Consider the following 25,635-nt stretch of genomic DNA (forward strand, 5'->3'; position numbering starts at 1 on the left):
AACGCGTTTTTCTTTAGTACTGAAGTTTCCTGCTCGCTTTTATCATCCGGATCCAAAAGAATTTGTGGCTGGCAAATGGCAGCCTGTGAGCCAAATCGGTTCACTGCCTGGAAAACCGGTCATTCCTGCCTCGTGAGGTGGTCCGACGAATCGCGACCGAGCGGCAGCGGCCGACCAATTCAGACGGTAAAATGAAGGCGTTAGCTCGGACGCGTGCGCCGCTAGGGGCGGGGGCGAGCGACGTCGAAGGCGACGGTTAGCCGCTCGCCTTCCTCGAACGGCACGGTCCCGTGCCACATGGTCGATGGAAAGAGGACCAGTCGGCCGGCCTTTGGCTCCACTCTTTGGGTCGGCTCCAGATCGAGTCCCAGCTCAGACTGCACGCCGAACTGAAGCCACCCCGCCGGGGCGGGCCCGCGTTCCGCCTCGTCGGGCAATGCCACATAGAGCGCCGAGCTGATCCAGCCGGCGGGGTGGATATGGTTGGAGTGGCGGCCCTGCCGCACCAGGCGCACGGACCAGGACCCGGCGAAACGAACCGGACGATCGCGGGGAGCCCGGAGAAAGGGGTGGCTGGGATCGGGCGGCGGCAGGGCGGCGACGTAGCGCTCCACCGTCCGCGCGACTGCGGCGCGCAATGCCTGGAGTTCGGGTTCGATCCTTCGAAACAGGATGCCGTCCGTCTGCGATCCGCCCCGGACCGACTGCTCCAGCGGTTGATGCGTCGCATTGTGGAGCGATCGCAATACTTCGGCGAGGCGCGCCAGCCCCGGCCGAAGCTCGTCTATGTCGAACGCCTGGACAAGCCTCGGATCGCCCTCCAGCCACTGCCAGCGCGAATCGCCCGTCAATCGCCAGGCCAGCGATATATAGGGCCACATGAGCTCGGCTTCGGCGTCGCCGATCCAGCGTTCGGCCTCTGCTGCGGCTTCGTCGGGCCGACCGGCCCGAAGCAGGTGACGGACCAGGCGAACCGCGATCAGGATACGATCGACGGCAACAGCCGCGAACAGCCGATCCGCCTCCGCCATGTCGCCCAGCTCGTCGACGCAAATCGCTTCGTGGACATCGAACATCGAACTCGGGCCCGCCGCCGCCCGGCCGCGCCTGATCGCATCCAGCGCCTTGTCGAATTGCTCGGCATGCAGCAGCTTCGAAATGAGCTCCCGCCATAGCCGCGTATCCTTCGGCGCGGTTTCGATCGCTCGCTCGTAGCCCCGCGTGAAGCCGTCACGGTCGCCGATCAGCCAGTAGAGCCGAGCCAGCAACGCCTGACCTGGCATCCATCCCGGATGGGCGGCAACTGCCGCCTCGACATCGGGAATGACCGCCTCGGGGCCGGCCTCGGCGAGAAGGGCGGCGGAACGGCCCAGCAGGACGTCGCCTTTGGTCGGATCAAGGCGGAGCGCCCGGTCGAACAGCCGGGTCGCCGGCAGTCCTGCCTCGAGCGTGGCCTGGGCGAAACCGTGGGCGATCAGCGCGTCGTTCGGGGCGAGCTCGGCGGCTCGTTGAAACGCCGCCACCGAGGGCGCCAGGCGATCGAGCGACCGATTGATGAGCGCGATCACCTGCCACAAGCGCGCGTGGCGCGGAGACGCCCGCGCGGCGGCCTCGAGGCGGGGCAACACCGCCGCCTCCGTCCCCTCTTTCAAGGCCGCCAGGCCGAGATTGGCGGCCGCATCCGGCGCGAGCGTCGTTCCCGCGGGTCCTATGGTGACCGAGCCGATCATCTAGATCGACTTGCCCAGGCCGACGTCGCTGGCCGACATCGCCGCGGCGACCGCTTCCTGCTCCGTCGGCGAGAGGCCCGGATGCCAACAGTCGACGATCAGGATGACGCGGAGCTTCTCGCCGTCGTTCGCGGCCTCATGCTCGATCGTATCGTCAAAGACCCAGGCTTCGCCTCGCTTCCATTTACGCGTCTCCGCCCCGACGCGAAACCAGCAGCCGTCGGGCACGATCAGCGGAAGGTGGCAGACAAGCCGGATATTGGCGACGCCCACATGGGGCGGGATGCGCGTACCGGGCGCGAGCAGGGAGAACATGGCATTGGGGGTGCGGTCGCGGATGCGCGGCTGCGGGATGGCGGCGATCGCTTCCATGGTGCGCGGGCAGTGGGCGGCGTTGGCCTCGATGCGATGGCCGTTCTGGAGAAGGTGGATCGCGGTCCAGTCGCGTGATTTGTTGAGGGCCTTCCATTGCCGAAGCGGCAGGTCCTCGGAATATTGGATGTAGGGCACGAGCTCCGCCCGCTCCGCATTCACGACCGCCTCGAACTCTTGCGCGATCGCATCGGTCGCGGCTTCGAGCGTCTCGAGCCAGGAAAAATCCTCCCGATCGTGGAACTCGCGCTCGATGAGGCCCGGATAGTGGAAATGGGTCGGCTCTGAATGATAGGGCTTCGTCACCCGTGCGATGTTGGTGCCGAATCGGGCAATCCGCGCCGCCTCCGCCGGCGTAGCCCGCGACACTACATCAACCGTTGCGTCTGCCAGGCGTCTCTGGGTGTCAGAGATGAACAACGCATATTGCGCTTCGGCGTGCGCGACCATCGAGACCAGGTGCGGAGGGATCGGGTCCGGGCGCTGCGCCAGCGCCTCTCCATAGGCTTCCCGCGCCCGTTCGGCGGCTCCGGTCTTCTCCAGGAGGTTCGCCTTCAACAGCCTCGCAACGAAGTCGTAGGGATCCGCTCTGAGGGCTCCCGACACCGCCTCCAGCGCCGCGTCGACATCACCGGCGGCGCGGCACATGGCGGCGAGCTTCATCCAGCCTTCGAGCCTGCCGGGCATTTCGGCGACTGCTCGCTGCAGTAATTGCCGCGCCGCGCCGAAATCCTGGCGCGCGGCTGCGGCGTCGGCTTCGATCTCACTGTGTGGAATGTCGTGATTCACGATCCCCTGATCGCCCAAAAGGTGACCTAGGGGCAACTGCTCTCTTGCGCCTCCCATTCGGAGAAAGCGAAGCGCTCTCGCCCATCCCACCGGAAGCCATCGGAGGGATCCTCCATGAAGGAGACGAGCCGGTCGAGCATGCGGATATCGGGGTTGACCTCCTCAAGCCACAGAAACTGGCCCTGCTCGTTGATCTCAAAGAAGATGTGGTTCCCGTCCTTGTCCACGGCCAGGTCGAACGATCCGTGGAGGAGACCTGCACGCTTCCTGAAAAGCTGAAGACTCGAACGGATGGCGGGCTCCAGCGGGACCTCCCGAACGGCCAGATTGGCCGGATCGATCGTGCGGAAATCAGTTTTCGAAGCTTGATGACCTTGGCTTTCAAGGCGCCCGCAAACAAGCTCGTCGCCGAAGAAGGTTATCCTGAGCTCAAAGAGCTTTTCGACCTTTTCTTGATATATCATCGGGCACGCTGACAATGCAGCGTCCGATTGAAGGTCAGCCAGGGTGACGTCCCGCGTCGCCATGGCACGGACGTTGTCATCGAGGCTCCAGAACATCGGCGTGATGGGTTTCACGACCGCGCTGACGCATGTCGCGACAAAGTCCCGCACGGTAGCGGGATCGTTGGACATCAGTGTCCTGGGTATCCTCAATCCGACGCTCTCTTTGCCGTGCTCTCGGATTGACCCAGGTCTGGCCGGCATTTTCGAGAGCTCTCATGTTGTCGAGGTGCAGGCGCCCGACGGTCCGAGCCACCTGAACCTCAGGGGCAGCCAAGCTGGGCATATGGCCGACCGGCCGCGCCCGCCGATTCCAGACTGTATCGAAGTCGTGGTGGCAGACAAGATCCGCCAGACCCGGCAGTTCTGACGATGTCCGCACAACGCCGTGCTTATCGACGGCACAGGAATTGCGCCATTCGATCGGGAAAGCCGAGTAGTCCAGCACCACGCAACGCCGGCCTAGGCCGGCCAGGGCCCAATGGAGGCCCGCCACGTGCGGGTCTTGATGGCTGCCAAAGATGAGGATGGACATACGGAAATGGAAAGAGCCCCGCCGGTTTGGCGGAGCTCTCCCTTACGCCAACGTCGCTTAGACGTGGGCGTCGCCCTCTTCGAAGGGTCCCACAGGCATGGTCCAGGTCCGCGACCGGCCGTGGTTCGAGCCAAGGTCGACCTGTTCCTTCTCGTAGGACATGTCCCACGCGAGCAGATGGCTTTGTTCACTTTTGTTAGCAGGCTGTTTGGTCATCCTATGACTCCCTCTTGTTGGAATGTCGGACGGTAGCGGCGAGGCGAAGTTGCCCGAAGCCGGACCTGGTCCGTAACGGATCAATCAAACGGCCCAAAAAAAATGGCGGGCCCCGAAGGACCCGCCACCAAGTTTCTGCGTGTCGCGATCGACTTAGAAGTCGAGCGTGACGCCGGCGTAGATGTAACGGCCGAGCACGTCGTAAACCTGCGCATAAGTGTTGGCGCAGATGACGGCCGGGCACGCCTGCGATCCGGCCAGCGGCGGATTGCTGTCGAACACGTTGTTCACGCCGAGACGGAAATTGTAGTTGTCCATCACGCGGAACGTCGCCGCCAAGTCGATGTAGTTCATCGCCCGGAGCTTGTCGTGAGCCGGCTGCGACGTGCCTTCCAGCGCGGGCTGGCTGCTCGTCGTGTCCTGCTTCACACTGCCGAAGTGACGCCACTGGACCGAGAGACCGATGTCGTCGGGCGTCGTCCAGGTGAGACGGGCCTTGTGACGCCATTCGGGATTCGGCGTGAGGCAGACGTTACCGTAGAGGCCGGTGCAGTCATAGGGCTCGTTGATGCCGTCGTCGGTGATCAGCTCGTCCAGCCACGTGCCGACCATGCTGGCGCTCAGCGAACCCAGAGAACCGATCTCGGTGTTGTAGCTGACGCTGACATCGACGCCGCTGGTCGAGAGCGAACCGATATTCTGGTTCGTCGCGACGACGAAGCCATCCGGCGCGATCCACAGCGAGCCGCGGCTGTCGCGGTTGATCAGGCTGCAGAGGAACGCGTCGCCCGTTTCACCGCAGCGCTGCACCACCACGTCCGCATTGAGCGTCGAAATGGCGCCATCCAGCGAGATGTCGAAGTAGTCGACAGTCGCCGCGAAGCCCGGGAGGAAGGTCGGGGTGAGCACCACACCGGCGGTGTAGGTGTCCGCAACTTCCGGATCGAGGTTCGGGTTGCCGCCGACGAGGCCATTATACTGCGACGCCGGGTTCTCCGGGACACGGCCATAGAGGGCCGGGTCGAGGCCGGTGAAGGCGCACTGAGCCGCGGTCAGCGTGGGATCGTCCTCCGGATCCCCGCCGACGAGACCGTCGCACGGATCGTTCGTGCCGACTAGCACCACGTTCTGCGGCGAGAACAGCTCGACCACGTTCGGGGCACGGACGGCGCGGTTATAGCCACCGCGGATGCGGATATCCCGGGTCGGCGCGAGTTCACCCTGGATCTTATACGTATCCGTGGTGACGCCGGTGGAATAATCCGAATAGCGATAGCCCGCTTCGAGCACCAGTTCTTCGATGAAGCCGTCCTGGATGATCGGAACGCGAACTTCGCCGAAGACTTCCTTGACGTCGAACGAGCCGCTGATCGGGGTCGAGGCGCCGCCGGAGCCGGCGAGGTCACCCTCCTGCGAGGCGCGATCGGGCAGGAAGTCCAGCGACTCCTTGCGATACTCGGTGCCGACGTTGATGCCGATGCCGTCGTTCGCCCAGGGGAAGCGCAGGCCCATCTGACCGAGGTCACCGGTGATCGACGCGTTGAACACGCTCTCTTCCGTCCGGCCGATGGTGATCGCCGGCGTCTGGAGATAGCCCAGCGCGGCAGCGTCAACAGAACCGAATGCAAAGAAGTCGTAGGGCACGCAGCCGTCTTCGATGCCCTGGAGAACCGAGCGGCACACCGGAGCGCCGGTGTCCGGATCGGCGACGACGTCGAGCGCGCGACCGATACGCTGGACCGAGAAGTCGTTGCGCGAGATGCTCGGATTGGTGACGCGGCCGAACTGATAATAGGCGTCGTACGACCAGGCCGGGCTCAGGTCACCGCGGACACCGCCAACGATGCGGAAGTCCGAGTGCTGAATGTCGCTGACGCGACCGCCACCCTCGACGTTACGACGGCCCGGATAGAAGACCGCGCGGTTGAAGTCGGGGAGACCCGCGGTGCCCGGGAACGCCGTCGGCGCTTCGAAGCCGAGGAGCGGCGCCCGCAGAGGACCATTGGGGCCATCGGGATCGTCGCCGAAAATCGGCGTGTTGCCCACCAGGTTGCCGAAGAAGCTTTGGTATGCAGCTTCATTGACGGGCGTGGCGGGATTATCCGCGATGGCGGCAGCGTCCGCCGGATCGTAGACGGCGGGAGCGCAAATGATGCCCCGCTGCTGAGCCGAGAGGAACGGATTGTCGCAGTTGATGAAGCCCGTGTTGAAGAAGATGCCGGACGGAGCGATCTGCGCCTCCGTGCGATCGTCCATGAACATGACTTCGAGATAGGGCTGGACGGCCGAGCTGATCTCATAGTTGGCGAAGGCGCCGAGCACATAGCGCTCGTCCGGACGCTGGAAATGGTTGTACGGACCGAAGTTGAACGGCGGGTTCGTCGTGCTGTTCGACGGAATGAATGTCCGGTTCGGGCCAACCGTGAAGTTGCCGACGTTGGTGAGGAAGGTGCCGCGAGCGCTGGTGCCCGAGCCGCTGCACGAGAAGCCATCCGAGTCCGCGAAAGCCGCCAGCGAGCAGGCGCCGTAGTCGCGGTCGCGCTGCAGCGCCTGGTTGATCTTGCGGTAGCCGGCATAGGCGGTGACATGGCCGCGGCCATCGTCGAAGCCGGCGCCGATCACGCCGGTGACCTCGAAGGTGCCGCCGTCAGCGACGCTGCCGGTCGGATACGGGAAGCCGCGCGCGTCAAGCGCGTCGATCACGCGAGCACCAGCATCATTGTTGTGCTGGTAGAAGGAATATTGGGTGTCGAGACGAATGCCCTCGAAATCGGTGTCGAGGACGAAGTTGACGACGCCCGAGATCGCGTCCGAACCGTAGACCGACGAGGCGCCGCCGGTCAGCACGTCGATGCGATCGATCATCGCGGCCGGGATGATGTTGATGTCGGCGGCCGACGAGCCGGTGTCGCCCGGAAGCAGGCGGCGGCCGTTGACCAGGACGAGGGTGCGCTGCGAGCCGAGGCCGCGCAGGTTGAGCGTCGCGGTGCCGGACGCGCCGTTGGCGATGTTACCGCCCTGGCCGGCGAAGACCTGCGGCAGCGAGTTCAGAAGGTCTTCCGTCCGGGTGATGCCCTGAAGCTTCACTTCCTGGCTGTTGACGACGGTGACCGGGCTGGCCCCTTCGAGCTGGGGACGGGCGATACGCGAGCCGGTGACGATGATCGCCTCACCGGTGGTCGCCTGCTGAGTGGCGATCTCGGCCTGGTCGGCGACCGAGGAAGCACCCGTTACGGACGCGCCCGGCTCTTCCGCCTCGACGTCCTGCGCCCAGGCCGGCGCAGCGAGGCTCGCCGCACCGAGAATGATGGTCGACGCCAGAAGGCGCTGACGGAAAGTGGATTGCATATTAAGTCCCCTAGCAAGCGACGGCGCGCCGTCTAAAACTCCCAGAACCAACGGAAAAGCCGATGAAACCGGCGCCCCCGCAGATTGCAAAAACGGCCAAAAAGCCCGTTTCCCAACAGCGGCTTTATGCCAGCAGATGAACGGGAAGCAACGAGAACTGCGAGAAATCCGCCGATATCCAAGGGGCTGTAGCAATTTGGCCACAGTGAACCGGCAGCGTGGAAGGTCGCCGCGCGGACACCCGGCGAGTCGATCGCGAGAGCTCCTCACGGCCGCTTGCCAGCGCCCGGCGGACCGCATTACGATCCGTTCGTCATTCAAGGAGCACCCGATGCAAACCGGTCACAGCAGCCTCATCGTCGCGGTCGCGCTCGGTATCCTCGCCGTTCCGGCGCTGGCGCGAACGGGCGACGCGCCCCGGTCCGAATCCCTGAAGCGCCTGGTCGACTGCCGGTCGATCACCGACGGCACCGAGCGGCTCGCCTGCTTCGATCGCGAGGTCGCCTCGATCGACGCGGCCGAGGCTGCCAACGAACTGGTAGTCGTCGACCGGGAGCAGATCCGCAAGACGCGGCGGACCCTGTTCGGCCTCGCCCTCCCCGATCTCGGCATCTTCGGCGGCGGTTCAGGCGACGAGGAGGAAGACGGCGTCTCCCAGATCGAGAGCACGATCAAGAGGGCGGACCGCGGCGCCTATGGCCGCTGGGTCATCACGCTCGAGACAGGCGCCGTTTGGGCGCAAACCGACGACCGCAACCTTCCGCGCTGGCCCAAGGCGGGGCAGCCGATCCTGATCAAGCGCGGCGTGCTTGGGTCTTACATGGCCAATATCAACGAGCAGAATGCGATTCGGGTCGAGCGGCTGCGCTAAGGTTCGTCATCCGTAGCCAGCCATTGCGAGAGTAGCCAAGCAATCCAGCCGGCTCGCGGCATACTGGATTGTTTCGTCGCTACGCTCCTCGCAAAGACTAATCTGGCTCCAGAAGGTCGTTAGCGCGCCATCGGCCCGGCCAGCAGCAGCGGGTCTAGCCGAGCGTCGTTCCATTTGAGGCTCCAATGGAGGTGCGGCCCGGTCGCGCGGCCGGTGGCGCCGACCGTGCCGATCGGTTGACCCTGCCGCACCCGCTGCCCGGCCTCGACGGCGACAGTAGCGAGGTGGAGAAAGGCGCTGTTGAGCCCCATGCCATGATCGACGAGGACGAGATTGCCCTCCAGGCTGAACATCGGCGGGCCGGCGAGCACGATCACCCCGTCGGCCGGGGCGACGACGAGAGCGCCGGCACCCGGAGCGACGTCCACGCCGCTATGATAGGCGGCTGGCTCGCCGCGATAGATTCGCTGCGATCCGAAGCGGCCGCTGATCCGCCCTGTCACGGGCCAGATGAAATCCTGCCGCCAGCCGTCCACCCGCGAGCGCTGCGCACGGGCTGCCTCGATTCGGGCGATCTCGCGCTCACGGATGCGGAGGAACTCGTCGCTCGGTCGGCCCTGGCGACGTGAAACATCGACATGCTCGATGGCCCAGGCACGAGGTGCGATGGCGAGATCCCGTCGCACCGAGCGACCGCCCGCGAGACGGGCAACGAGGACAGCCGTGGCGCCCTGGTCTCGATCCAAGCCGACAAGGAAGCGGCCGCCCTCGCCCAATGGTATCGGATCGCCGTCAAAGGTGAGGCTCTGGGTGCCGATGGGCGCGGTGCCGAGGATGAGACCGCCTTGGGAGAAGGTGCCGGTCAGGGCGAAGTCGGCGCTTGCCGGCTCAGTCAGCGAAACAGGACTGGAGGTCTCGACCGGGGCGGCGGCCGAGAGGGACGCCGCCGGGAGAAGGCTGGCCAGGAGAAGGAAGAGAAGAAGGTCGCCGATCCGGTGCCTCACGCCCGCTCTTCCGCCCGGGCCGCGGCCTCGGCGTCCACATAGGCTTCCTGGCGCGCGACGCTCCAGTAGCGCAGCGCATCGAGCGGGATCGGTTTGCCCGTTACCGCGCAGACGACGTGATCGCCGGGGCTCAGCATGCGGAAGGTGCCGGCCATGTAATGGAGCTTGGCGGGGCGGCCCGTGTTGGACATGAGCATCGACATTCTTCCGTTACAAGAGCTTAGGCTGGTCGGGCTTGGGCGCGACATAGGAGGCGCGGCGCGGCCGCTCAACCCCGTCGACCGTGGCATCGACCCGGCCGTCGCTGAAGACGAGGCGGAGGCGCCCGGCCGACTTGGCGGCGGCCGACGAAACAAGCGTGTGCCCGTCCCGATCCTCGATTCGCGCATAGCCTCGCTCCAGCGGCCGGTTGGGGTGAGCGAGCTGGGCCAGCCGCCAAAGCGATTCGAGCCGGTCGCCGGCGCGGCGATAGGTGGCGGCGAGCAGCGACGGCCTGAGTGCGCCGGCGGCGTGGCCAAGATCGGCGCGGGCGTGGCTGAGCCGCCCGCCGAGCCCGCGCGGCAGCCGCTCGGCTAGTTCGTCCAGCCGCTGATGCTGCGGCGCAAGCAGCGAATCTCGCGCCGGGAAGTGGCGCAGGCACGCTTCCAGACGCTCCGCCGCCCGCTCGCGCGTCCGTTCGGCGCACCGGCTGGCGCGAAGGCCCAGCTGTCCGAGCTGGGTGAGAAGCTCGGCCCGCACCGGCACCGCGATCTCGGCGGCGGCGGTCGGTGTCGGCGCGCGCATGTCGGCGGCGAAATCGCACAGCGAAGTGTCGGTCTCGTGCCCGACGGCGGAGATGATCGGGATGGCGGACGCGGCGACGGCGCGGACGACCTCCTCCTCGTTGAACGCCCACAAATCCTCGATCGAGCCGCCGCCGCGGGCGACGATCAGGAGGTCGGGTCGCTCCGACCTGGCGTTGAACCCGTGGATGGCCGCCGCGATCTGGGCCGCCGCGCCCTCGCCCTGCACCGGCACCGGCCATATCACGACATGGCTGGGGCAGCGGTCAGCGAGGCGGTGGAGGATGTCGCGGATGACGGCGCCGGTCGGGGAGGTGACGACGCCGATGGTGCGGGGCAGGAAGGGCAGGCGCTTCTTGCGCTCCGCCGCGAACAGGCCCTCCGCCTCCAGCGCGCGGCGGCGCTTGTCGAGCAGTGCCATCAGCGCGCCCTGGCCCGCGAGCTCCAGCCGTTCGATCACGATCTGGTAGCGCGAACGGCCGGGATAGGTGGTGAGCCGGCCGGTGGCGATCACCTCGATGCCGTCCTCCGGCCGGAAGCGGAGCGCCGAGGCCTGCGTCCGCCACAGGACGCCGTCGATGCAGGCATTCTCGTCCTTCAAGGTCAGGTAGCAATGGCCCGACGCCGCCCGCTTCCATCCCGAAATCTCGCCCCGCACCCGGACATGGCCGAACGCATCCTCGACCGCTCGCTTCAGCGCAAAGGAGAGTTCGGAGACCGATAGCGCCGGCGCGTTGTCGCCGGGCGTCTCGGTTGCTAACAGCCCCGCATCAGTTGAAGGGAAATCGTCCATGAATGTCCTGCTTATCGGCTCCGGCGCGCGCGAGCATGCGCTGGCGTGGAAGCTCGCGCAATCGCCGATGCTGGGCAAGCTTTTCGCCGCACCGGGCAATCCGGGAATCGCGCGCCACGCCCAGCTCGTCGATATAGACCCGGCGGACCATCGCGGCACCGTCGATTTCTGCCTCAAAAACTCGGTCGAGCTGATCGTCATCGGCCCGGAGGCGCCGCTGGTCGACGGCCTCGCCGACAACCTCCGCACTATGGGCTTCGGCGTCTTCGGCCCCAACCGGATCCCGGCCCAGCTCGAAGGCTCCAAGGGCTTCACCAAGGACCTGTGCGCCCGCCACGGCATCCCGACCGCCCGCTACGTCCGCGCATCCGACAAGCTCGCCGCGGAAGCGGCGCTGGCGGATTTCGCCCTGCCGGTCGTCATCAAGGCCGACGGCCTGGCCGCCGGCAAGGGCGTGATCATCGCCGAAACGGCAGAGGAGGCGCAGGCGGCGCTCGACATCATGTTCGAGGGCGGCTTCGGCGCGGCCGGCGCCGAGGTGGTGATCGAGCAGTTTCTGACCGGCGAGGAGGCGAGCTTCTTCGCGATCACCGACGGCACCACCGCCCTCCCCTTCGGCTCGGCGCAGGATCACAAGCGCGTCGGCGACGGCGACACCGGCCCCAATACCGGCGGCATGGGCGCCTACAGCCCCGCCTCCATCCTGACGCCGGAGCTGGAAGAGCGGGTAATGGCGGAGATCATCCGTCCCACCGTCCGCGCCATGGCGGAGAATGGCACGCCCTATTCCGGCGTCCTCTATGCGGGCCTGATGCTGACGGCGGACGGCCCGAGCCTCATCGAATATAATGTCCGGTTCGGCGACCCGGAATGCCAGGTGCTGATGGCGCGACTGGAGGGCGACCTTCTCGAGCTGATGCGCGCGACGGCGCGCGGGGAATTGGCCGAGATCGACGCGCCCCGCTTCTCGGCGGAGACCGCGCTCACCATCGTGATGGCCGCCAGGGGTTATCCGGGAACGGCGGAAAAAGGCGGCCGCATAGCCAATATCGGGGCGGCCGAAACCTTGGGAGCGACCGTCTTCCAGGCGGGCACTGCCGCTCGCGAAGATGAGCTGGTCGCGTCCGGCGGGCGCGTTCTTTCCGTCACCGCCAAGGGCAAGGATGTGCGAGAGGCCCAGGCGAAAGCCTATGAGGCGGCGGGCCTGATCGACTTTGCGACGGGCTTCTATCGTCGCGACATCGGATGGCGCGAGGTGGAGCGGCTGAAGGCCGCCTCTTGAACCGCAGCCGCCTTAAGGGGAATAGTCCGTCCGCTGGATCATGCGAGGGAGAAGCAGCATGTCGCCCAACGCCAAAATCCTGATCGGCCTGGCGGCGGTGCTCGTCACGACCTGGGTTTATCACGGCCCGGTCGGCGTCGGGACGACCTTCATCGATCGCGCCGAGAGTGAGGCGAGGCGCGTTATGGCCGGCACGGAGGTGCCCGGCATCGAGGTTCGGCTCGGCCGCGAACCGCTGTCGCGCCTCGCCACCTTGTCCGGTCCGGCCGACGAGTTCCAACGCCAAGGCCAGGGTGAGCTCAAGGGGCTCAACGACCTGGTCGCGGAGGTCGACGGTGTCTCGGACGTCCAATGGACCGACGAAGGCGAACTGCGCCGGGGCGTGCCCTTGATCCTCGAAGCGCTAATCTGGATGATGGCCGCCTATCTGATCGGCCTGGGGCTGGGCTGGCTCCTCTTCGGCCGGCGCAGGAAGCAGAGTTTTCTCGACTGACATAGCGAAGGATCCGCGTCCATGACGAGTGTGTTCGAAGCCTATCTGGTCCCCATCCTCATCGCCTTGGCGATCGGCGCCGTCATCGCCTGGTGGGCGTTCCGGCGGACGTCCGCCGACAAGGTCGTCGGGGACGCTCACCGTCCCGGCGAGACGGTGGAAGCCCCTCCTGCCGCACCGCCGGTCGAGGCTCCCAAACCCACGCCCACGCCCACGCCGATCCGCACCGACGGTCCGGAAGGCAACAGCCTCATCGACCAGGGGGCGGCGGCCACGACCGACGTGGCGGGGCAGGTTCTGGGCGTCAAGGTCCACTCGCAGCTTCCCGGCGCCAGCGGCCCGCCCGACAATCTGCAGATGCTGAAGGGCGTCGGCCCGAAGCTCGCGACCAAGCTCAACGAGAATGGCATCATCCGTTTCGAGCAGCTCGCCCGGCTCAGCCCCAACGAGGTGGCGATACTCGAGGACAAGCTGGGTCCGTTCAAAGGCCGTCTCACCCGCGACCGCGTCGTCGAGCAGGCCAGCTACCTCGCCCGCGATGACAGGGACGGTTTCGAAGCCAAGTTCGGCAGTCTGGGCTAAGTCTAAGACGCGGACGTCATTGCGAGCGAAGCGGAGCAATCCAGGAGAGCGGTGATGCCTAGCTGGATTGCTTCGTCGCTACGCTCCTCGCAACGACGGAGCCCCAGCGGAATTAGACCCGCCTTTTCCTCACGATCTTGGACGCCAGCAGCTTGTCGATCTTGCGGCCGTCGAGGTCGACGATCTCGAATTGCCATCCGCCATGGCTGAAGCGCTCGCCCACTTCCGGCAGGTGCTTCAGCACCGACAGCGCGAACCCGGCCGCCGTGGCATAATCGCGGTCCGCCGGCAAATCGAAGCCGAGCGTATCGGCGAGCGCGTCGGCGCCGAGCGAGCCCGACACCCACCAGCTGCCGTCGTCCCGCTCCACCAAGGGAGGCTCGGTATGAAGGTCGACGTCGGACGCAAAGACGCCGGCCAGCGCAGACAGCAGATCGGCGGGCGTCACCAAGCCTTCGAAATGGCCATATTCGTCATGGACGAAGGCCATCGGCACGTCCGCGTCGCGGAGCACCGACAAGGTGTTCATCGCATCCATCTGGTCGGGAACGACCGGCGCCTGCCGCATCAACAATTTGAGGTCGAGGGGGCGTCCCTCGATGAAAGCGCGGACGACGTCGCGTGCCTGGACGACGCCGATGAGGCGGTCGACCGATCCCTCCGCCACCGGCAGGCGGCTGTGCGGAGTCTGCAGCAGGCATTTGCGTATCGTCTCCGCGTCCGCGTCGGCGTCGATCCAGTCGACCTCGGTGCGGGGGGTCATCACCTCGCGGGTGGGCCGGTCGGCGAGCCGCACCACGCCGCTGATGATCGCGCGTTCGCTTTCCTCCAAGACGCCGGCGCTGTGCGCCTCGGCGACGACCAGGTTCAGCTCCTCCGCGGTCACCTTGTTCAAGGCCTCGCGCCGCAGCCCGAGCAGGTGGAAAACGAGGGCGCTGGTGCGATCGAGCAACCAGACGAAAGGGGCAGTGAGGCGCGACAGCCAGAGCATCGGCACGGCGATGAGTGCGGCGATCGGTTCGGGCGAGCGCAGGGCGAACTGCTTTGGCACCAGCTCGCCGATGACCAGCGAGGCGTAGGTCGTGAGGGCGATGACGAGACCGAATCCAAGCCTTTGGGCCGTCTCGGCATCCACGCCGAGCCGCATCAGCCTTTCCGCAGTCGGCCCGCCAAGGCTCGCCCCGGAATAGGCGCCGGCCACGATGCCGATGAGGGTGATGCCTATCTGCACCGCCGACAGGAAGCGGCCGGGGTCGGCGGCGAGGTTGAGCGCCGTCTGTGCGCCCGCGCGTCCATTCTTGGCCATCGCCTTGAGCCGTGGCCGCCGCGACGAGACGATCGCCAGCTCCGACATGGCGAAGACGCCGTTCAGGGTCACCAGCAGGAGGATGACGACGACGTCGAACCAGGGAAAGGGTGTCAGGGGGGCTGCGGGCGACATGGCTGCTGCGCCCTCTTAGCCGCGATTCTTTGAGGGCGACAACCTCTTCGTCATCCGCCGTCCGGTGCGGATGTGGAACAAGCCGAATGGATATTCGCTTTGTCTGCGTTTCAAGCCCTGAATGGGAAAGGAATGTGTAATGCGAGTTTCCAAGCCGTTCACAGGTGCCGCGATCGCGGCGGCACTGCTCACCACCACCGCCTGCATGACCGATCCGGTCACCGGCGAGCGTGAGCTGGCCACCCGTACCGCCATCGGTGCCGCCGCCGGTGCGATCGCCGGCTATTTCGCCGGCGATCTGATCGGCGGCCGTCGAGACCGGACGGAGCGCATCGTCGGCGCCGGCATCGGCGCGATCGCGGGCGGCGCGGTCGGCAACTATATGGACCGGCAGGAGCGTGAGCTTCGCGAACGCACGGCCGGCACGGGCGTCGACGTCGTTCGCCAGGGCGACGAGATCATCCTCAACATGCCGTCCGCGATCACCTTCGCCTTCGATCGCTACGACATCCAGCCGCAGTTCCGCACGACCCTGGACCAGGTGGCGCAGACGCTGTCGGCCTACCCCTCGACCTATATCGATGTTTACGGCCACACCGATTCGGTGGGAACCGACGCCTACAACATGACCTTGTCGCAGAACCGGGCGCAGTCGGTTGCCAGCTATCTGACGACGCGCGGCGTGGCTTCGGCGCGGATGGCGACCCAGGGCTTCGGCGAGAGCCAGCCGGTCGCCTCCAACGACACCGAGCAAGGCCGCGCCGCCAACCGCCGCGTGGAGATCCGCATCGTCCCGATCGAGGCCACGAACATGTAACCGGGTGCGTCCCGACAGAAGGGTGGAGCGTCCCTGCAAGGGGGCGCTCCATTTCATTTGGCCGGGCGGCGGTTGACCTTGGCTTGCACGGCTTCCAAGAGCGGCGTCGGAGACTGCACAGTGGAAATCATCGCGCGCTATGCGGCGCTCAAGAATTGGCTGGGGGACTATACGGGCGCGTCCGAGGGACTGCTCCATGTTCATTTCGGCCTGATCATCTTCGTCGTCACGGCCTTGCTGTTGAAGCGCCGCATGCGCTCTCCCTGGCCGCTGGTCGCAGTCGCCTTCTTCGGCATCGCCAATGAAGTCGTCGACTATATCGGCCCCGAGCCATGGCCCCTCTGGGGGTCCATCGCCGACGTGCTCAACACGCTCGTCTGGCCGTTCATGCTCTTCCTCATGGCCAGGCGCGGCCGCAACATCGGTAACAAGGTAGGCGGTCAATAGCGGCCGTTCAGGCCCGCCGCTCTCGAAAGAAGCCTCGGAGCAGGTCTCCCGCTTCCTCCTCGCCGATCCCCGGATAGATGTCGGGGGCGTGGTGGCAGGTCGGCTGGGCGAAGAGTCGGGGCCCATGGATCACGGCCCCGCCCTTGGGATCGGCGGCGGCGAAATAGAGACGGCGGATGCGCGCCAGCGCGATCGCCCCGGCGCACATGGCGCAGGGCTCCAGCGTAACCCAGAGGTCGCATTCGTCGAGGCGGGCGCTGCCGAGCCTTTGCGCCGCCTGGCGGAGAGCCACCATCTCGGCATGGGCGGTGGGATCGTGGCCCAGGCGCGTGGCGTTGCCGGCCAGGGCGACCACCTCCTCGCCCCATGTGACGACGGCGCCGACCGGCACCTCGCCGTCCAGCGCCGCCTCCCGCGCCCGGTCGAGCGCCAGCCGCATCGGAGGGGGGAGCGGAAAAGCCATGGCGCGTCCTAGCGCGGATGGTCGTCAAATACGACTGCTGCCCCGGCCAGAGACCGGGGCAGCGCGTTTCCCGCAAGGCGCGCCGAAGCGACGGCTGTGGCGCAGCCCTTTTCCTGATTATTCTTCGCCGTTGTCCTTGACGCCGACGACCGGCACCTCGACCTCGGCTTCCTTGGTGTCGACATCGACCTCCGGAACCTCGATGTTCGTTTCGGTCGTCCCGACCACGACTTCCTTCGAATCGACGTCGAACGCGGGCAGCTCGCCGCCCTCGGCACTTACGTCAACATTGGGAAGCTCGCCTTCTTGCGTCTGCTGGACATCCCAGAATCCGGTCGCGAACAGGATGATGACGACCACGACGATGATGGCGAGAATAGCGAGAATCTTACGTGACATTAGAGAGTTCCTCCATTTGACCCTAGCAGCTTCGGAACCCACAACGCAGCGAGCAGGAATCGGTTGCACTGCCGCAACGATCTTCTGGGCCGCGCCCGGTCGCAAAAGGGGGAACGCGGTTGACGAAAAGCCCCTGGAGCGTTATCGGCGCCCACTTTCCGGGGACATGAAGTTCCCAAATCCAGGACGAGATGTACGATGTCGCGCATTTGCGAGCTGACCGGCAAGGGCCGGCTGGTGGGTCACAATGTTTCCCACGCCAACAACAAGACCAAGCGCACCTTCCTGCCTAACCTGCAGAATGTGACGCTGATGTCGGACGCGCTGGAGCGCCCCGTGAAGCTGCGCGTGTCGATGAGCGGCCTGCGTTCGGTCGAGCATGTCGGCGGCCTCGACAATTGGCTGGCCAAGACGTCGGACGAGAAGCTGAGCCTCAAGGCCCGCCGCCTGAAGCGCGAGATCGAGAAGAAGACCGCCGCCGCGGCCTGAGCTTTGCTCGCCGCGCGCTGAACAAGGCGCCGCGCCTCAGGGCTGCGGCGCCTTTGTCGTGTCTTCGGCCAAAGCGAATTTGAGAAGCAGCGTCCGCTGCACGGCGCTGAAATTGTCGTCTGACGCGATCCAGACGATGGTGCGGCCACCTTCCCGGGTGACGCTCAACGCTTCCATATTGTCGACGGTGAGCGGCGCCTCGAAATGGGCGATCTCGGCTCCGGTGAGGACGCTGCCGGCTTTCGCTCCGCTTGGATCGGCGATGACGAGCTTCGCCGACATGCCTTCGAAAATCGAAAAGCGCCGGTTGAGGAGAAGAAGGCGCCCGTCGGGCAGAAGGGCGGCGTCGGTGATTCGGTATCCGTTGGGAGCGCGATAGCCGAGCGCGACTTCCCGGGTGCCCGCACGCACAGGATCGCCATCGAACAGCAGGACCTCGGTGGAGCCATCCCTGCGCCCCTCCCCTTCCGAAAAGATCAGGAAGCGGCCGTCGGCAAGCCGGACGATCGCTTCGGCGCCACTGTTGCTGGGCCAGTCGCGCATCGCCCGCGGCCGGGCCGCGCCATCGCTACGCCAGCTCTCGCGGCGATAGCGCCAGACTGCGTTTCGCCATTCGAAGCCGACCCAAACGTGTCCGCCGTAAACGGTCATGGCCTCCATATCCCGATCGAACTTGCTCGCGGCCGATCCGGGCCCGTCCATCAGCCGGCGGATCGTCAGCCGGGCGGGCTCCTGCCCCGGGAGGGTGAAGCGGATGATCGATCCCGCGTCGCTGAGCGCCACCACTTCGCCCGCCTCGACATGCATGGCCGAAATGCCGCCGAATCGGGGATCGTCGCTTCCGATCGCCCAGCCGCCGAGGAATTGGAGAGTCCCGACGCGACGTCGGGCCGGATCGCTTTCGTCCAGCGGCACCGGCTGGAAGCGGATCGAGGCGACCGGCGGCACGGGCGGCTCTTCGTAAAGGGCGAAGGGGGCGAAAGTCGTCAGCAGGGGAAGGGACGCCAAGGCGAGCAGGAGACGCATGACGCTGTGATAGCCGCGCCGGGCTCTCGTCACACGCGTTAATGTCCATGAACGGCGGCTGACGGCGGCATTCAGGACCGGCTCAAACGAATCGGGGAATAAGGGGGGCAAGTCGACGAAGGGGAAAGGCATTGGTGCCCCGCCGACGCCGACAGAAGTCGACCGGAAGGAGTGTAGAGTATGTTCAAGAAATTCGCCCTTGGCGCCGCCGCCGCGCTCACCGCCGCCACCCTGGCGCCGACTGCCGCGCAGGCGCAATATTATTCCCCGGGCTATTATGGCGCAGGCTATTACGACGCCGGCTATGATCGCTACGACCGCTATGACCGCCGCGACGACCGCCGCTGGGAGCGCCAGCAGCGTCGCTACGACCGCCGGGCGGATCGTCGCTACTATCGCGACCGTCATCGGGGCAATTATTGCCGCGACGAGGGCAATGGCGGGACCATCATCGGCGCCATCGCCGGCGGTCTCCTCGGCCATGAAGTGGCCGGACGCGGTGACCGCACCGTTGGCACCATCATCGGCGGGGCCGCCGGCGCGCTGGCCGGCCGCGCGATCGACCGCGATTGCTAAGGTTTAACGATACCCCTCGAGTCGCGTAACGAGGGCGGGGCCCGGTGCGAGAGATCGCGCCGGGCCTCAACATATTGGCGGCAGGGACGCGTTGCCGCGAGAGCGCAGGCCCGCAGGCTATTGGGCGTCGAACAGGCTAGCCAGCTGCTCGATCATGGTTCCGCCGAGCTGCTCCGCGTCCATGATGGTGACGGCCCGGCTGTAATAGCGGGTCACGTCATGGCCGATGCCGATCGCGATGAGCTCCACCGGCGAGCGGTTCTCGATCCAAGCGATGACCTGGCGCAGATGGCGCTCCAGATAGGTGCCGCTGTTCACCGACAGCGTCGAATCGTCGACCGGCGCGCCGTCGGAGATGACCATCAGGATCCGCCGCTCCTCGGCACGACCGATCAGGCGGTTGTGCGCCCAGAGCAAGGCCTCGCCGTCGATATTCTCCTTCAGGAGCCCCTCGCGCATCATCAGCCCGAGGTTCCGCCGCGCCCGGCGCCACGGCTCATCCGCCCTCTTGTAGATGATGTGCCGCAAATCGTTGAGGCGGCCCGGATGGGGCGGCCGGCCTTCGGTCAGCCAGCGCTCGCGCGACTGCCCGCCTTTCCAGGCGCGGGTGGTGAAGCCGAGAACCTCGACTTTCACGCCGCAGCGCTCGAGCGTCCGGGCGAGGATGTCGGCGGAGATGGCCGCGATCGAGATCGGCCGCCCGCGCATCGATCCCGAATTGTCGATCAGCAGGGTGACCACCGTGTCCTTGAACTCGGTGTCCTTTTCGACCTTGTAGGACAGCGAATGGGCGGGGTTGATGATGACGCGCGCCAGCCGCGCCGCATCGAGCAGCCCCTCCTCCTGGTCGAAATCCCATGACCGCGACTGCTGCGCCATCAGCCGCCGTTGGAGCCGGTTGGCGAGTTTGGTGACCGCGCCCTGGAGATGAACGAGCTGCTGGTCGAGATAGGAACGAAGCCGCCCCAACTCCTCCTCGTCGCATAGCTCGGTCGCTTCCACTACCTCGTCGAAGCGGTCGGTGAAGATTCGATAGTCGAATTGCGGCGGCAGATCGGAGAGCGGGCGGTTCGGGCGGACGGGGAGCATTCCCTCCATGCCCTCCTCGCCGAGTCCTTCGTCGCCTTCGGACATTTCCTCGTCATTATGGTCGCTGTCGCCGTCCTCGTCGTCGGACTCGCCTTGCTCGACGCGCATCTCGGCCTCGCCCTCGCCGCCGCCGGCATCGTCGTCGCTATCCTCGTCGGTTGTGCCCTCGTCCTGGTCCTCGCCTTCGCCGTCCTCGCCGTCTTCCGGCTCCCGCTCGGCCTCGAGGTCGCCCTCGACCAGCTCCAGGTCGCGCAGCAGCTTGTTGGCGAGCGCGGCGAACGCCGCCTGGTCGTCGAGCGCCAGCCCCAGCGCGTCGAGATCGGCGCCGGCCTTCTCCTCGATCCAGTCGGACACGAAGCCCAGCCCCTCGCGCGCCACTTCCGGCGGCGCCTCGCCGGTCAGCCGTTCGCGGACCATCAGCGAGACAGCGGTCGAAAGCGGCACCTCCTCCCGGTTCCTCGCCCGCGTGATCGGATCCGTCCGCATCCGCATCTCGACCGCACGGGCGAGATTGGCGCGGACGCCCTGCATCGCCCGGGCGCCGAGCGCCTCGACGCGGGCCTGTTCGGCGGCGTTGAACACCGCCCGTGCCGTCTCGTCCGCGGGGGCGTTGCGCGCGTGAAGGGCGGCGTCGTGATGGCGCAGCTTCAGCGCGGCGGCATCCGCATGGCCCCTGGCCTCCGCAACCTCCCGTTCGGGCAGCGTCCGCCCAGGCATGGGCACCTTCACCGACTTGCCGGACACCATCGGCGCGTCCGCGGTGAAGCTCAGCTCCAACTCCGCCTCCCGCGCGATCGCGCGGCTCGCACCGGTCAGTACCTGACGAAACAGCTCCAGGGGGTTGTCGGTCTGAGGCATCAAATCCTCCCCGGAACGGGGAGGGGGACCGCCGCCGCCAGGCGGTTGTGGTGGGGGGCGAGCGCAGCGAGCGTGGAGGCGCGGCCCCCCTCCACCAGCCTGCGGCTGGGGCCCCTCCCCGTCCCGGGGAGGATAGCCGTCACGCCTTCCTCACCACGCTTTCCGGCAGGTCCTTGCCGAACACGCGCTGATAATATTCGGCGATGAGCGGCCGTTCCGCCTCGTCGCAGCGGTTCAGGAAGGAGACGCGGAAGGCGAAGCCGATATCCCCGAAGATGAGCGCGTTCTGGGCCCAGGTGATGACGGTGCGCGGGCTCATCACCGTCGAGATGTCGCCGTTGATGAAGCCCTGACGGGTGAGGTCCGCGACCTTGATCATCCGGTCGACTTCCTCGCGCCCGCCCTCATGATCATATTCGCCGGACTTGGCGAGGACGATGCGGGCCTCCGTCTCGGCCGGCAGATAGTTCAACGTGACGACGATGTTCCAGCGGTCCATCTGCGCCTGGTTGATCTGCTGCGTGCCGTGATAGAGCCCGGTCGTGTCGCCGAGGCCCACCGTATTGGTGGTGGCGAACAGGCGGAACCATGGATTGGGACGGATCACCCGATTCTGATCGAGCAGGGTGAGCTTGCCTTCCGTCTCCAGCACCCGCTGGATCACGAACATCACGTCGGGCCGGCCGGCGTCATATTCGTCGAAGACGAGCCCCGTCGGCGTCTGCAGCGCCCAGGGGAGCAGCCCCTCGCGAAACTCCGTCACCTGCTGTCCGTCGCGCAGCACGATGGCGTCGCGGCCGATGAGGTCGATGCGGCTGATATGGGCGTCGAGATTGATTCGGATGAGCGGCCAATTGAGGCGCGCCGCCACCTGCTCGATATGGGTCGACTTGCCGGTGCCGTGATAGCCCTGGACCATCACCCGCCGGTTCTTGGCGAAGCCGGCGCAGATGGCGAGGGTCGTGTCGGGATCGAAGACATAGGCCGGATCGAGGTCCGGCACCCGCTCGTCGGCCTCGCTGAACGCGGGTACCTCCATGTCGCTGTCGATGCCGAACAGCTCGCGCACCTTCACGATCTTGTCGGGCGTCTCCATCACGGTCGCGGCGCGGCTGTCGGGGTTGACGTTGGGGATCTCGGCCATGGGTTTGTCCAAAAAAGTCAGGCGAAGGCGGGGCGGGATTTGAGCTGCGTATAGGCCTCGATCACGGCCTGCAATGCTTTCTCATGCCCGCGGTCGCCGCCGTTGCGGTCGGGATGATAGCGGCGGACGAGTTCCGCATAGCGCCGTCTCAGCGCATTGCGGTCGGCGTCGGTTCCAAGGCCGAGCACGCGCAGCGACTTGCGGTCGGCCTCGCTAAGCGGCTGCCCGTCCCTGCGCGCCGCCTCGGCCGGCTTGAAGCGAGCGCCGATCGCGTCGAGCGGATCGACGAAATCGGCCCATCTGGGCGGCGGCGAGCCGTTGGCGGAAAAGGCTCGGGTCTGCCGCTCCCAGCCGCCATAGGGCGTCTGCGCCGCCTCGATCTCCTCCGGGCTCATGCCCTCGAAATAATTGTAACCGGTGTTGAATTGCCGGACATGATCGAGGCAGAGGAAGCGCCAGTCGCCGGGGCCGTCGAAGCTCGGTCCCCGGCCCGCGGGCGCGCGGAACTCGCCCGCTTCGGTACAGCCGGGATGGGCGCAGGGCTGCTCATACCCTTCGATGCGGCCGTGGAACCGGCTCTGCCTCCTTCCCGAACTCGCCAACTTACGCTCCTTCCCAAACCCCTTATATAGGCCGACATGAGCGAGCCTTTAACCGGCCCCGTTGCGGCCGAGATCACCAGACGCCTGACGGAGACCCTCCATCCGGCGCACCTCGTCGTCCGCGACGACAGCGAGCAGCATCGCGGCCATGCCGGCCACGACCCGCGCGGGGAAAGTCATTTCACCGTCGAGATCGTCTCCGCCGCCTTCGAAGGCGAGAACCGGGTGGCGCGCCAGCGCGCGGTCAATCGCGCCCTCGCGCCGCTGCTGAAAGATCGCGTGCACGCACTGGCGATCAAGGCCATGGCGCCGAGCGAACTCTAACGTCCGAAGGAGAGGCGATCGGTGCAGGCCCTGCGCGAAGAGCGGATCGCCCTCTCCACCGGCATCACGCTCAACGTCCGCCTCGGCGGCGAGGGCGAGCCGATTGTCTTCCTCCACGGCTTTCCCGAATCGCATCGCACCTGGCGTCGCCAACTGGCCGACCTCGTCCGCGACCATTTCGTCGTCGCGCCAGACCAGCGCGGTTTCGCCGCTTCCGATAGACCGGCTGCCGTCGAGGAATATGAAGCCGACAAGATCGTCTCCGATCTGGTCGCTTTGGCCGACGCCCTCGGCCTCCACGGCTTCACCCTCGTCGGCCACGATTGGGGCGGTGCCGTCGCCTGGCTGGCGGCACTGACCTGCCCTTCGCGCGTCAAACGTCTGATCATCGTCAACGCGCCGCATCCCCTCGTCTTCCAGAAGTCATTGATCGAGGACGAGGCTCAGCGCGGCGCCTCCCAATATATCCGCGCCTTCCGCAATCCCGCGATGGAGCGGATGATCGAAGCCATGGGTCTCGAGACCTTCTTCGAGAAAAGCTTCGGCGCCCATGTCGACCTTGCCGCCATTCCGCCGGAAGAGAAGGCGGCCTATCTCCGCGACTGGTCGCGGCCGGGCGCGCTCACGGCCATGCTCAACTGGTATCGCGCCTCGAAGATCGAGGTGCCGGCCGTCGGCGAAGACGCCGAGCTGCCGCTCTGGACCCGTGCCCCCTTCCCCAGCCTGTCGGTGCCGACACTGGTCGTCTGGGGGATGAAGGACAAGGCGCTGCTGCCGGTCCAGCTCGATGGCCTTCACGACCTCGTCGACGACCTCCGCCTCGTCACGGTCGAGGAGGCCGGCCATTTCATCCCCTGGGAAAGGCCCGAGGTCGTGACCGGCGCTATCCGCGATTTCATCGCCGAGACTCCTTCGCCCTGACGTCATCCCGGCGACGACCGGGATCTCGGGACAAGATGTCACTGCGGGCCTTCACGACTGGCCGCCCGCCGGGGTGACGGAGGAAAAAGCATCCGCTATGGCCCCGCCAATGTCCGACACCCCCGCCCGTGCCAAATCGCGTTCCGCCGCCCGCCTCGCCGCCGTGCAGGCGCTCTACCAGCAGGAGATGGAGAAGACGCCGCTTCCCATCCTGCTGCACGAATTCCACCACCACCGCCTCGGCGCCACCATCGAGGACGTCGAATATGCGGATGCCGAGATCGACTTCTTCGACGACATCGTGGCGGGCGTCGATGCGCGCCGTGAGGAGCTGGACGGGATCATCGCCGGCAAGCTCGCCGAAGGCTGGTCGCTCGCCCGCCTCGATAAGCCGATGCGGCAGATTCTCCGCGCCGGCACCTACGAACTCGTCGCCCGCATCGACGTGCCCACCGGCAGCGTCATTTCCGAATATGTCGACGTCGCCAAGGCCTTCTACGACAAGCGCGAGGCGTCCTTCGTCAACGGCCTCCTGGATGCGGTCGCCAAAGAGGTAAGGCGCTAAGCCTCCCCAGGCTCCGTTCGTCCCGAGCGCAGTCGAGGGGCGTTGGCATGGAGTCTGAGAAGCGCCCCTCGACTTCGCTCGGGACGAACGGATGTCTATACGGGCATCCGTGACCACTGAATCCGACTTCATCGCTTCCCTCCGCGCGCTGGCGACCCATCCCGCCGCCCGCGGACTCATGGACGACGCGGCCGTGCTGGAAATCGCCGGCACCAATCTCGTCCTGACGCACGACATGATCGTGGAGAGCGTTCACTTCCTCGCCGACGATCCGCCGGACGACGTCGCCTGGAAGCTGGTCGCCGTGAACCTCTCCGACCTTGCCGCCAAGGGTGCCCAGCCGCTGGGCGTGCTGCTCGGCTTCTCGCTCGCCGGCGAGGGGAAATGGGATGGGGCGTTCATCGAGGGCCTGCGACAGGCGCTGGACGCTTTCAATGTCGCCCTGCTCGGCGGGGACACCGTGTCGGTGCCACAGAGCGCTCCCCGCTCCCTCGGATTGACGGCCATCGGCACAGCCGCGCGCGCGCCCTCCCGCGAGGGAGCAAGCTCAGGCGAGCAGCTTTGGATCAGCGGCTCGATCGGCGACGCCGGGGCCGGCCTCCGCATCCTGGGGGGCGAAGACGGCCCCGCCGACCTCATCAAACGCTATCGCCGTCCCCGCCCACGGCTCGAACTCGGCCTCGCGCTCGCGCCGCTGGTCGGCGCGATGATGGACGTCTCCGACGGCCTGCTGATCGACGCATCACGCATGGCGGAGGCCAGCGGGGTCTCGATCGAGATCGACCTTGGCACGATCCCCTTGTCCTCCGCCTTCCTGAAGATGCTGGGCGAGGAACGGCAGGCAAGACTGTTCGCCGCCACCGCAGGCGACGATTATGAGCTGCTGTTCACCGCCGCCAAGGAACGCGCGCCGGAGCTGCTCGCCTTGTCGGAAAGGCTGGGCGTGCCGCTCAACCCCATAGGGCGGTGCCGGGAAGGCACAGGCTTGGCGCTGCTCGACGGAGGCAAGGCCGTGCCCCTTCCCGACCGGCTCGGCTACGAGCATCGGACGCCGGCCTAAGACGCTCTTGAGAAATCAACCTCGAGCGTCGACTCAGTCACCTTCCCCCGCCGACCGCAGCCAGTTGAAACCTCCGAGTCTTCACCGTAAGACCTCGGCAAGACCGGGCGCGTC

28 protein-coding genes are annotated in these 25,635 nt (G+C 66.5%); 13 read left to right on the forward strand and 15 right to left on the reverse strand.

Annotated features, from left to right (window positions below; translation table 11 throughout):
- Positions 1-221 precede the first annotated feature (221 nt).
- From DF286_RS05150 to DF286_RS05160, 3 genes are read right to left on the reverse strand one after another with little or no spacing between them, the layout of a single operon-like run.
- Complete coding sequence (locus DF286_RS05150) at positions 222-1,730, reverse strand: 2OG-Fe(II) oxygenase family protein (protein ID WP_109270454.1); 1,509 nt, start codon at positions 1,728-1,730, stop codon at positions 222-224.
- Entirely contained in the window at positions 1,731-2,891 is a 1,161-nt protein-coding gene (locus tag DF286_RS05155) for an aspartyl/asparaginyl beta-hydroxylase domain-containing protein (RefSeq protein WP_243444724.1), read from the reverse strand.
- Between the two features lie 26 nt (positions 2,892-2,917).
- Positions 2,918-3,526, reverse strand: coding sequence for an MvdC/MvdD family ATP grasp protein (locus DF286_RS05160; protein ID WP_146193566.1), 609 nt, complete (start codon positions 3,524-3,526; stop codon positions 2,918-2,920).
- On the opposite strand from DF286_RS05160, the gene DF286_RS05165 reads away from it, so the two are divergent.
- Entirely contained in the window at positions 3,519-3,764 is a 246-nt protein-coding gene (locus DF286_RS05165) for a hypothetical protein (RefSeq protein ID WP_146193567.1), read from the forward strand. The genes DF286_RS05160 and DF286_RS05165 overlap by 8 nt on opposite strands.
- A gap of 222 nt (positions 3,765-3,986) precedes the next feature.
- Here DF286_RS05165 and DF286_RS15110 read toward each other — a convergent pair whose 3' ends face one another.
- Positions 3,987-4,145, reverse strand: a complete 159-nt coding sequence (locus tag DF286_RS15110) for a hypothetical protein (protein WP_158274636.1) — start codon at positions 4,143-4,145, stop codon at positions 3,987-3,989.
- A gap of 153 nt (positions 4,146-4,298) precedes the next feature.
- Complete coding sequence (locus DF286_RS05170) at positions 4,299-7,493, reverse strand: TonB-dependent receptor domain-containing protein (protein WP_109270458.1); 3,195 nt, start codon at positions 7,491-7,493, stop codon at positions 4,299-4,301.
- Positions 7,494-7,824: 331 nt separating this feature from the next.
- Between DF286_RS05170 and DF286_RS05175 the strand changes: the two genes are divergently transcribed.
- Positions 7,825-8,364 (forward strand): hypothetical protein, encoded by a 540-nt coding sequence (locus DF286_RS05175; protein ID WP_109270459.1) that lies wholly within the window; start codon positions 7,825-7,827, stop codon positions 8,362-8,364.
- Positions 8,365-8,483: 119 nt separating this feature from the next.
- Here DF286_RS05175 and DF286_RS05180 read toward each other — a convergent pair whose 3' ends face one another.
- Genes DF286_RS05180 through xseA form a run of 3 tightly spaced genes read right to left on the reverse strand, consistent with a single transcriptional unit; the run spans position 8,484 to position 10,943 of the window.
- Positions 8,484-9,368: a M23 family metallopeptidase gene (locus tag DF286_RS05180; protein ID WP_109270460.1), complete on the reverse strand. Its 885-nt coding sequence runs from the start codon at positions 9,366-9,368 to the stop codon at positions 8,484-8,486.
- A complete protein-coding gene (locus DF286_RS05185; protein WP_109270461.1) occupies positions 9,365-9,565 on the reverse strand; it encodes a DUF2093 domain-containing protein in 201 nt (66 codons plus the stop codon). The genes DF286_RS05180 and DF286_RS05185 overlap by 4 nt, the downstream gene beginning before the upstream one ends.
- 13 nt (positions 9,566-9,578) lie before the next feature.
- Positions 9,579-10,943: an exodeoxyribonuclease VII large subunit gene (gene xseA, locus DF286_RS05190; protein WP_109270462.1), complete on the reverse strand. Its 1,365-nt coding sequence runs from the start codon at positions 10,941-10,943 to the stop codon at positions 9,579-9,581.
- Here xseA and purD point away from each other — a divergent pair.
- From purD to DF286_RS05205, 3 genes are read left to right on the forward strand one after another with little or no spacing between them, the layout of a single operon-like run.
- On the forward strand, positions 10,942-12,225 hold the full coding sequence (gene purD, locus DF286_RS05195) for a phosphoribosylamine--glycine ligase (RefSeq protein WP_109270463.1): 1,284 nt from the start codon (positions 10,942-10,944) through the stop codon (positions 12,223-12,225). The genes xseA and purD overlap by 2 nt on opposite strands.
- A 58-nt stretch (positions 12,226-12,283) precedes the next feature.
- Positions 12,284-12,718: a hypothetical protein gene (locus tag DF286_RS05200; RefSeq protein ID WP_109270464.1), complete on the forward strand. Its 435-nt coding sequence runs from the start codon at positions 12,284-12,286 to the stop codon at positions 12,716-12,718.
- A 21-nt stretch (positions 12,719-12,739) separates the two neighbouring features.
- A complete protein-coding gene (locus DF286_RS05205) occupies positions 12,740-13,300 on the forward strand; it encodes a hypothetical protein (RefSeq protein ID WP_109270465.1) in 561 nt (186 codons plus the stop codon).
- Between the two features lie 112 nt (positions 13,301-13,412).
- On the opposite strand, the gene DF286_RS05210 is transcribed toward DF286_RS05205, so the two are convergent.
- Positions 13,413-14,741: a hemolysin family protein gene (locus DF286_RS05210; RefSeq protein WP_109270466.1), complete on the reverse strand. Its 1,329-nt coding sequence runs from the start codon at positions 14,739-14,741 to the stop codon at positions 13,413-13,415.
- A gap of 139 nt (positions 14,742-14,880) precedes the next feature.
- Between DF286_RS05210 and DF286_RS05215 the strand changes: the two genes are divergently transcribed.
- Both DF286_RS05215 and DF286_RS05220 read left to right on the forward strand, forming a co-directional pair.
- The gene (locus DF286_RS05215) at positions 14,881-15,558 is read left to right on the forward strand and encodes a YiaD family glycine zipper/OmpA-like lipoprotein (protein WP_109270467.1); all 678 of its coding nucleotides are present in this window, start codon (positions 14,881-14,883) and stop codon (positions 15,556-15,558) included.
- 120 nt (positions 15,559-15,678) lie between these two features.
- Entirely contained in the window at positions 15,679-16,005 is a 327-nt protein-coding gene (locus tag DF286_RS05220) for a hypothetical protein (RefSeq protein WP_109270468.1), read from the forward strand.
- Positions 16,006-16,012: 7 nt separating this feature from the next.
- On the opposite strand, the gene DF286_RS05225 is transcribed toward DF286_RS05220, so the two are convergent.
- Positions 16,013-16,468, reverse strand: a complete 456-nt coding sequence (locus tag DF286_RS05225; protein WP_109270469.1) for a nucleoside deaminase — start codon at positions 16,466-16,468, stop codon at positions 16,013-16,015.
- Between the two features lie 117 nt (positions 16,469-16,585).
- The gene (locus DF286_RS05230) at positions 16,586-16,867 is read right to left on the reverse strand and encodes a hypothetical protein (protein ID WP_109270470.1); all 282 of its coding nucleotides are present in this window, start codon (positions 16,865-16,867) and stop codon (positions 16,586-16,588) included.
- Between the two features lie 198 nt (positions 16,868-17,065).
- Between DF286_RS05230 and rpmB the strand changes: the two genes are divergently transcribed.
- A complete protein-coding gene (gene rpmB, locus DF286_RS05235; RefSeq protein WP_109270471.1) occupies positions 17,066-17,356 on the forward strand; it encodes a 50S ribosomal protein L28 in 291 nt (96 codons plus the stop codon).
- A gap of 36 nt (positions 17,357-17,392) precedes the next feature.
- Here the strand turns inward: rpmB and DF286_RS05240 are convergent, their stop codons facing one another.
- Entirely contained in the window at positions 17,393-18,415 is a 1,023-nt protein-coding gene (locus DF286_RS05240) for an esterase-like activity of phytase family protein (protein WP_243444725.1), read from the reverse strand.
- A gap of 147 nt (positions 18,416-18,562) precedes the next feature.
- On the opposite strand from DF286_RS05240, the gene DF286_RS05245 reads away from it, so the two are divergent.
- Complete coding sequence (locus tag DF286_RS05245; RefSeq protein ID WP_109270473.1) at positions 18,563-18,958, forward strand: glycine zipper 2TM domain-containing protein; 396 nt, start codon at positions 18,563-18,565, stop codon at positions 18,956-18,958.
- 117 nt (positions 18,959-19,075) lie between these two features.
- Here DF286_RS05245 and cobT read toward each other — a convergent pair whose 3' ends face one another.
- The 3 genes from cobT to DF286_RS05260 form a co-directional block, all read right to left on the reverse strand.
- Complete coding sequence (gene cobT, locus DF286_RS05250) at positions 19,076-20,905, reverse strand: cobaltochelatase subunit CobT (protein WP_109270474.1); 1,830 nt, start codon at positions 20,903-20,905, stop codon at positions 19,076-19,078.
- Positions 20,906-21,044: 139 nt separating this feature from the next.
- Positions 21,045-22,049, reverse strand: a complete 1,005-nt coding sequence (cobS, locus tag DF286_RS05255) for a cobaltochelatase subunit CobS (protein ID WP_109270475.1) — start codon at positions 22,047-22,049, stop codon at positions 21,045-21,047.
- A 17-nt stretch (positions 22,050-22,066) separates the two neighbouring features.
- Positions 22,067-22,651 carry a J domain-containing protein gene (locus DF286_RS05260; RefSeq protein ID WP_109270476.1) on the reverse strand — a complete coding sequence of 195 codons (585 nt, stop codon included), beginning with the start codon at positions 22,649-22,651 and terminating at the stop codon, positions 22,067-22,069.
- Positions 22,652-22,687: 36 nt separating this feature from the next.
- Here DF286_RS05260 and DF286_RS05265 point away from each other — a divergent pair, with 36 nt between their 5' ends.
- The 4 genes from DF286_RS05265 to thiL all read left to right on the forward strand — a co-directional run bounded on the left by DF286_RS05265 (position 22,688) and on the right by thiL (position 25,521).
- Positions 22,688-22,975 (forward strand): BolA family protein, encoded by a 288-nt coding sequence (locus tag DF286_RS05265; RefSeq protein ID WP_109270477.1) that lies wholly within the window; start codon positions 22,688-22,690, stop codon positions 22,973-22,975.
- Positions 22,976-22,996: 21 nt separating this feature from the next.
- Entirely contained in the window at positions 22,997-23,896 is a 900-nt protein-coding gene (locus DF286_RS05270) for an alpha/beta fold hydrolase (RefSeq protein ID WP_109270478.1), read from the forward strand.
- A 109-nt stretch (positions 23,897-24,005) separates the two neighbouring features.
- On the forward strand, positions 24,006-24,461 hold the full coding sequence (nusB, locus tag DF286_RS05275) for a transcription antitermination factor NusB (RefSeq protein WP_109270479.1): 456 nt from the start codon (positions 24,006-24,008) through the stop codon (positions 24,459-24,461).
- A 109-nt stretch (positions 24,462-24,570) separates the two neighbouring features.
- Positions 24,571-25,521 carry a thiamine-phosphate kinase gene (gene thiL, locus DF286_RS05280; RefSeq protein WP_109270480.1) on the forward strand — a complete coding sequence of 317 codons (951 nt, stop codon included), beginning with the start codon at positions 24,571-24,573 and terminating at the stop codon, positions 25,519-25,521.
- Positions 25,522-25,635 lie beyond the last annotated feature (114 nt).

The sequence above is a fragment of the Sphingosinicella humi genome (assembly GCF_003129465.1).
Lineage (GTDB): Bacteria > Pseudomonadota > Alphaproteobacteria > Sphingomonadales > Sphingomonadaceae > Allosphingosinicella > Allosphingosinicella humi.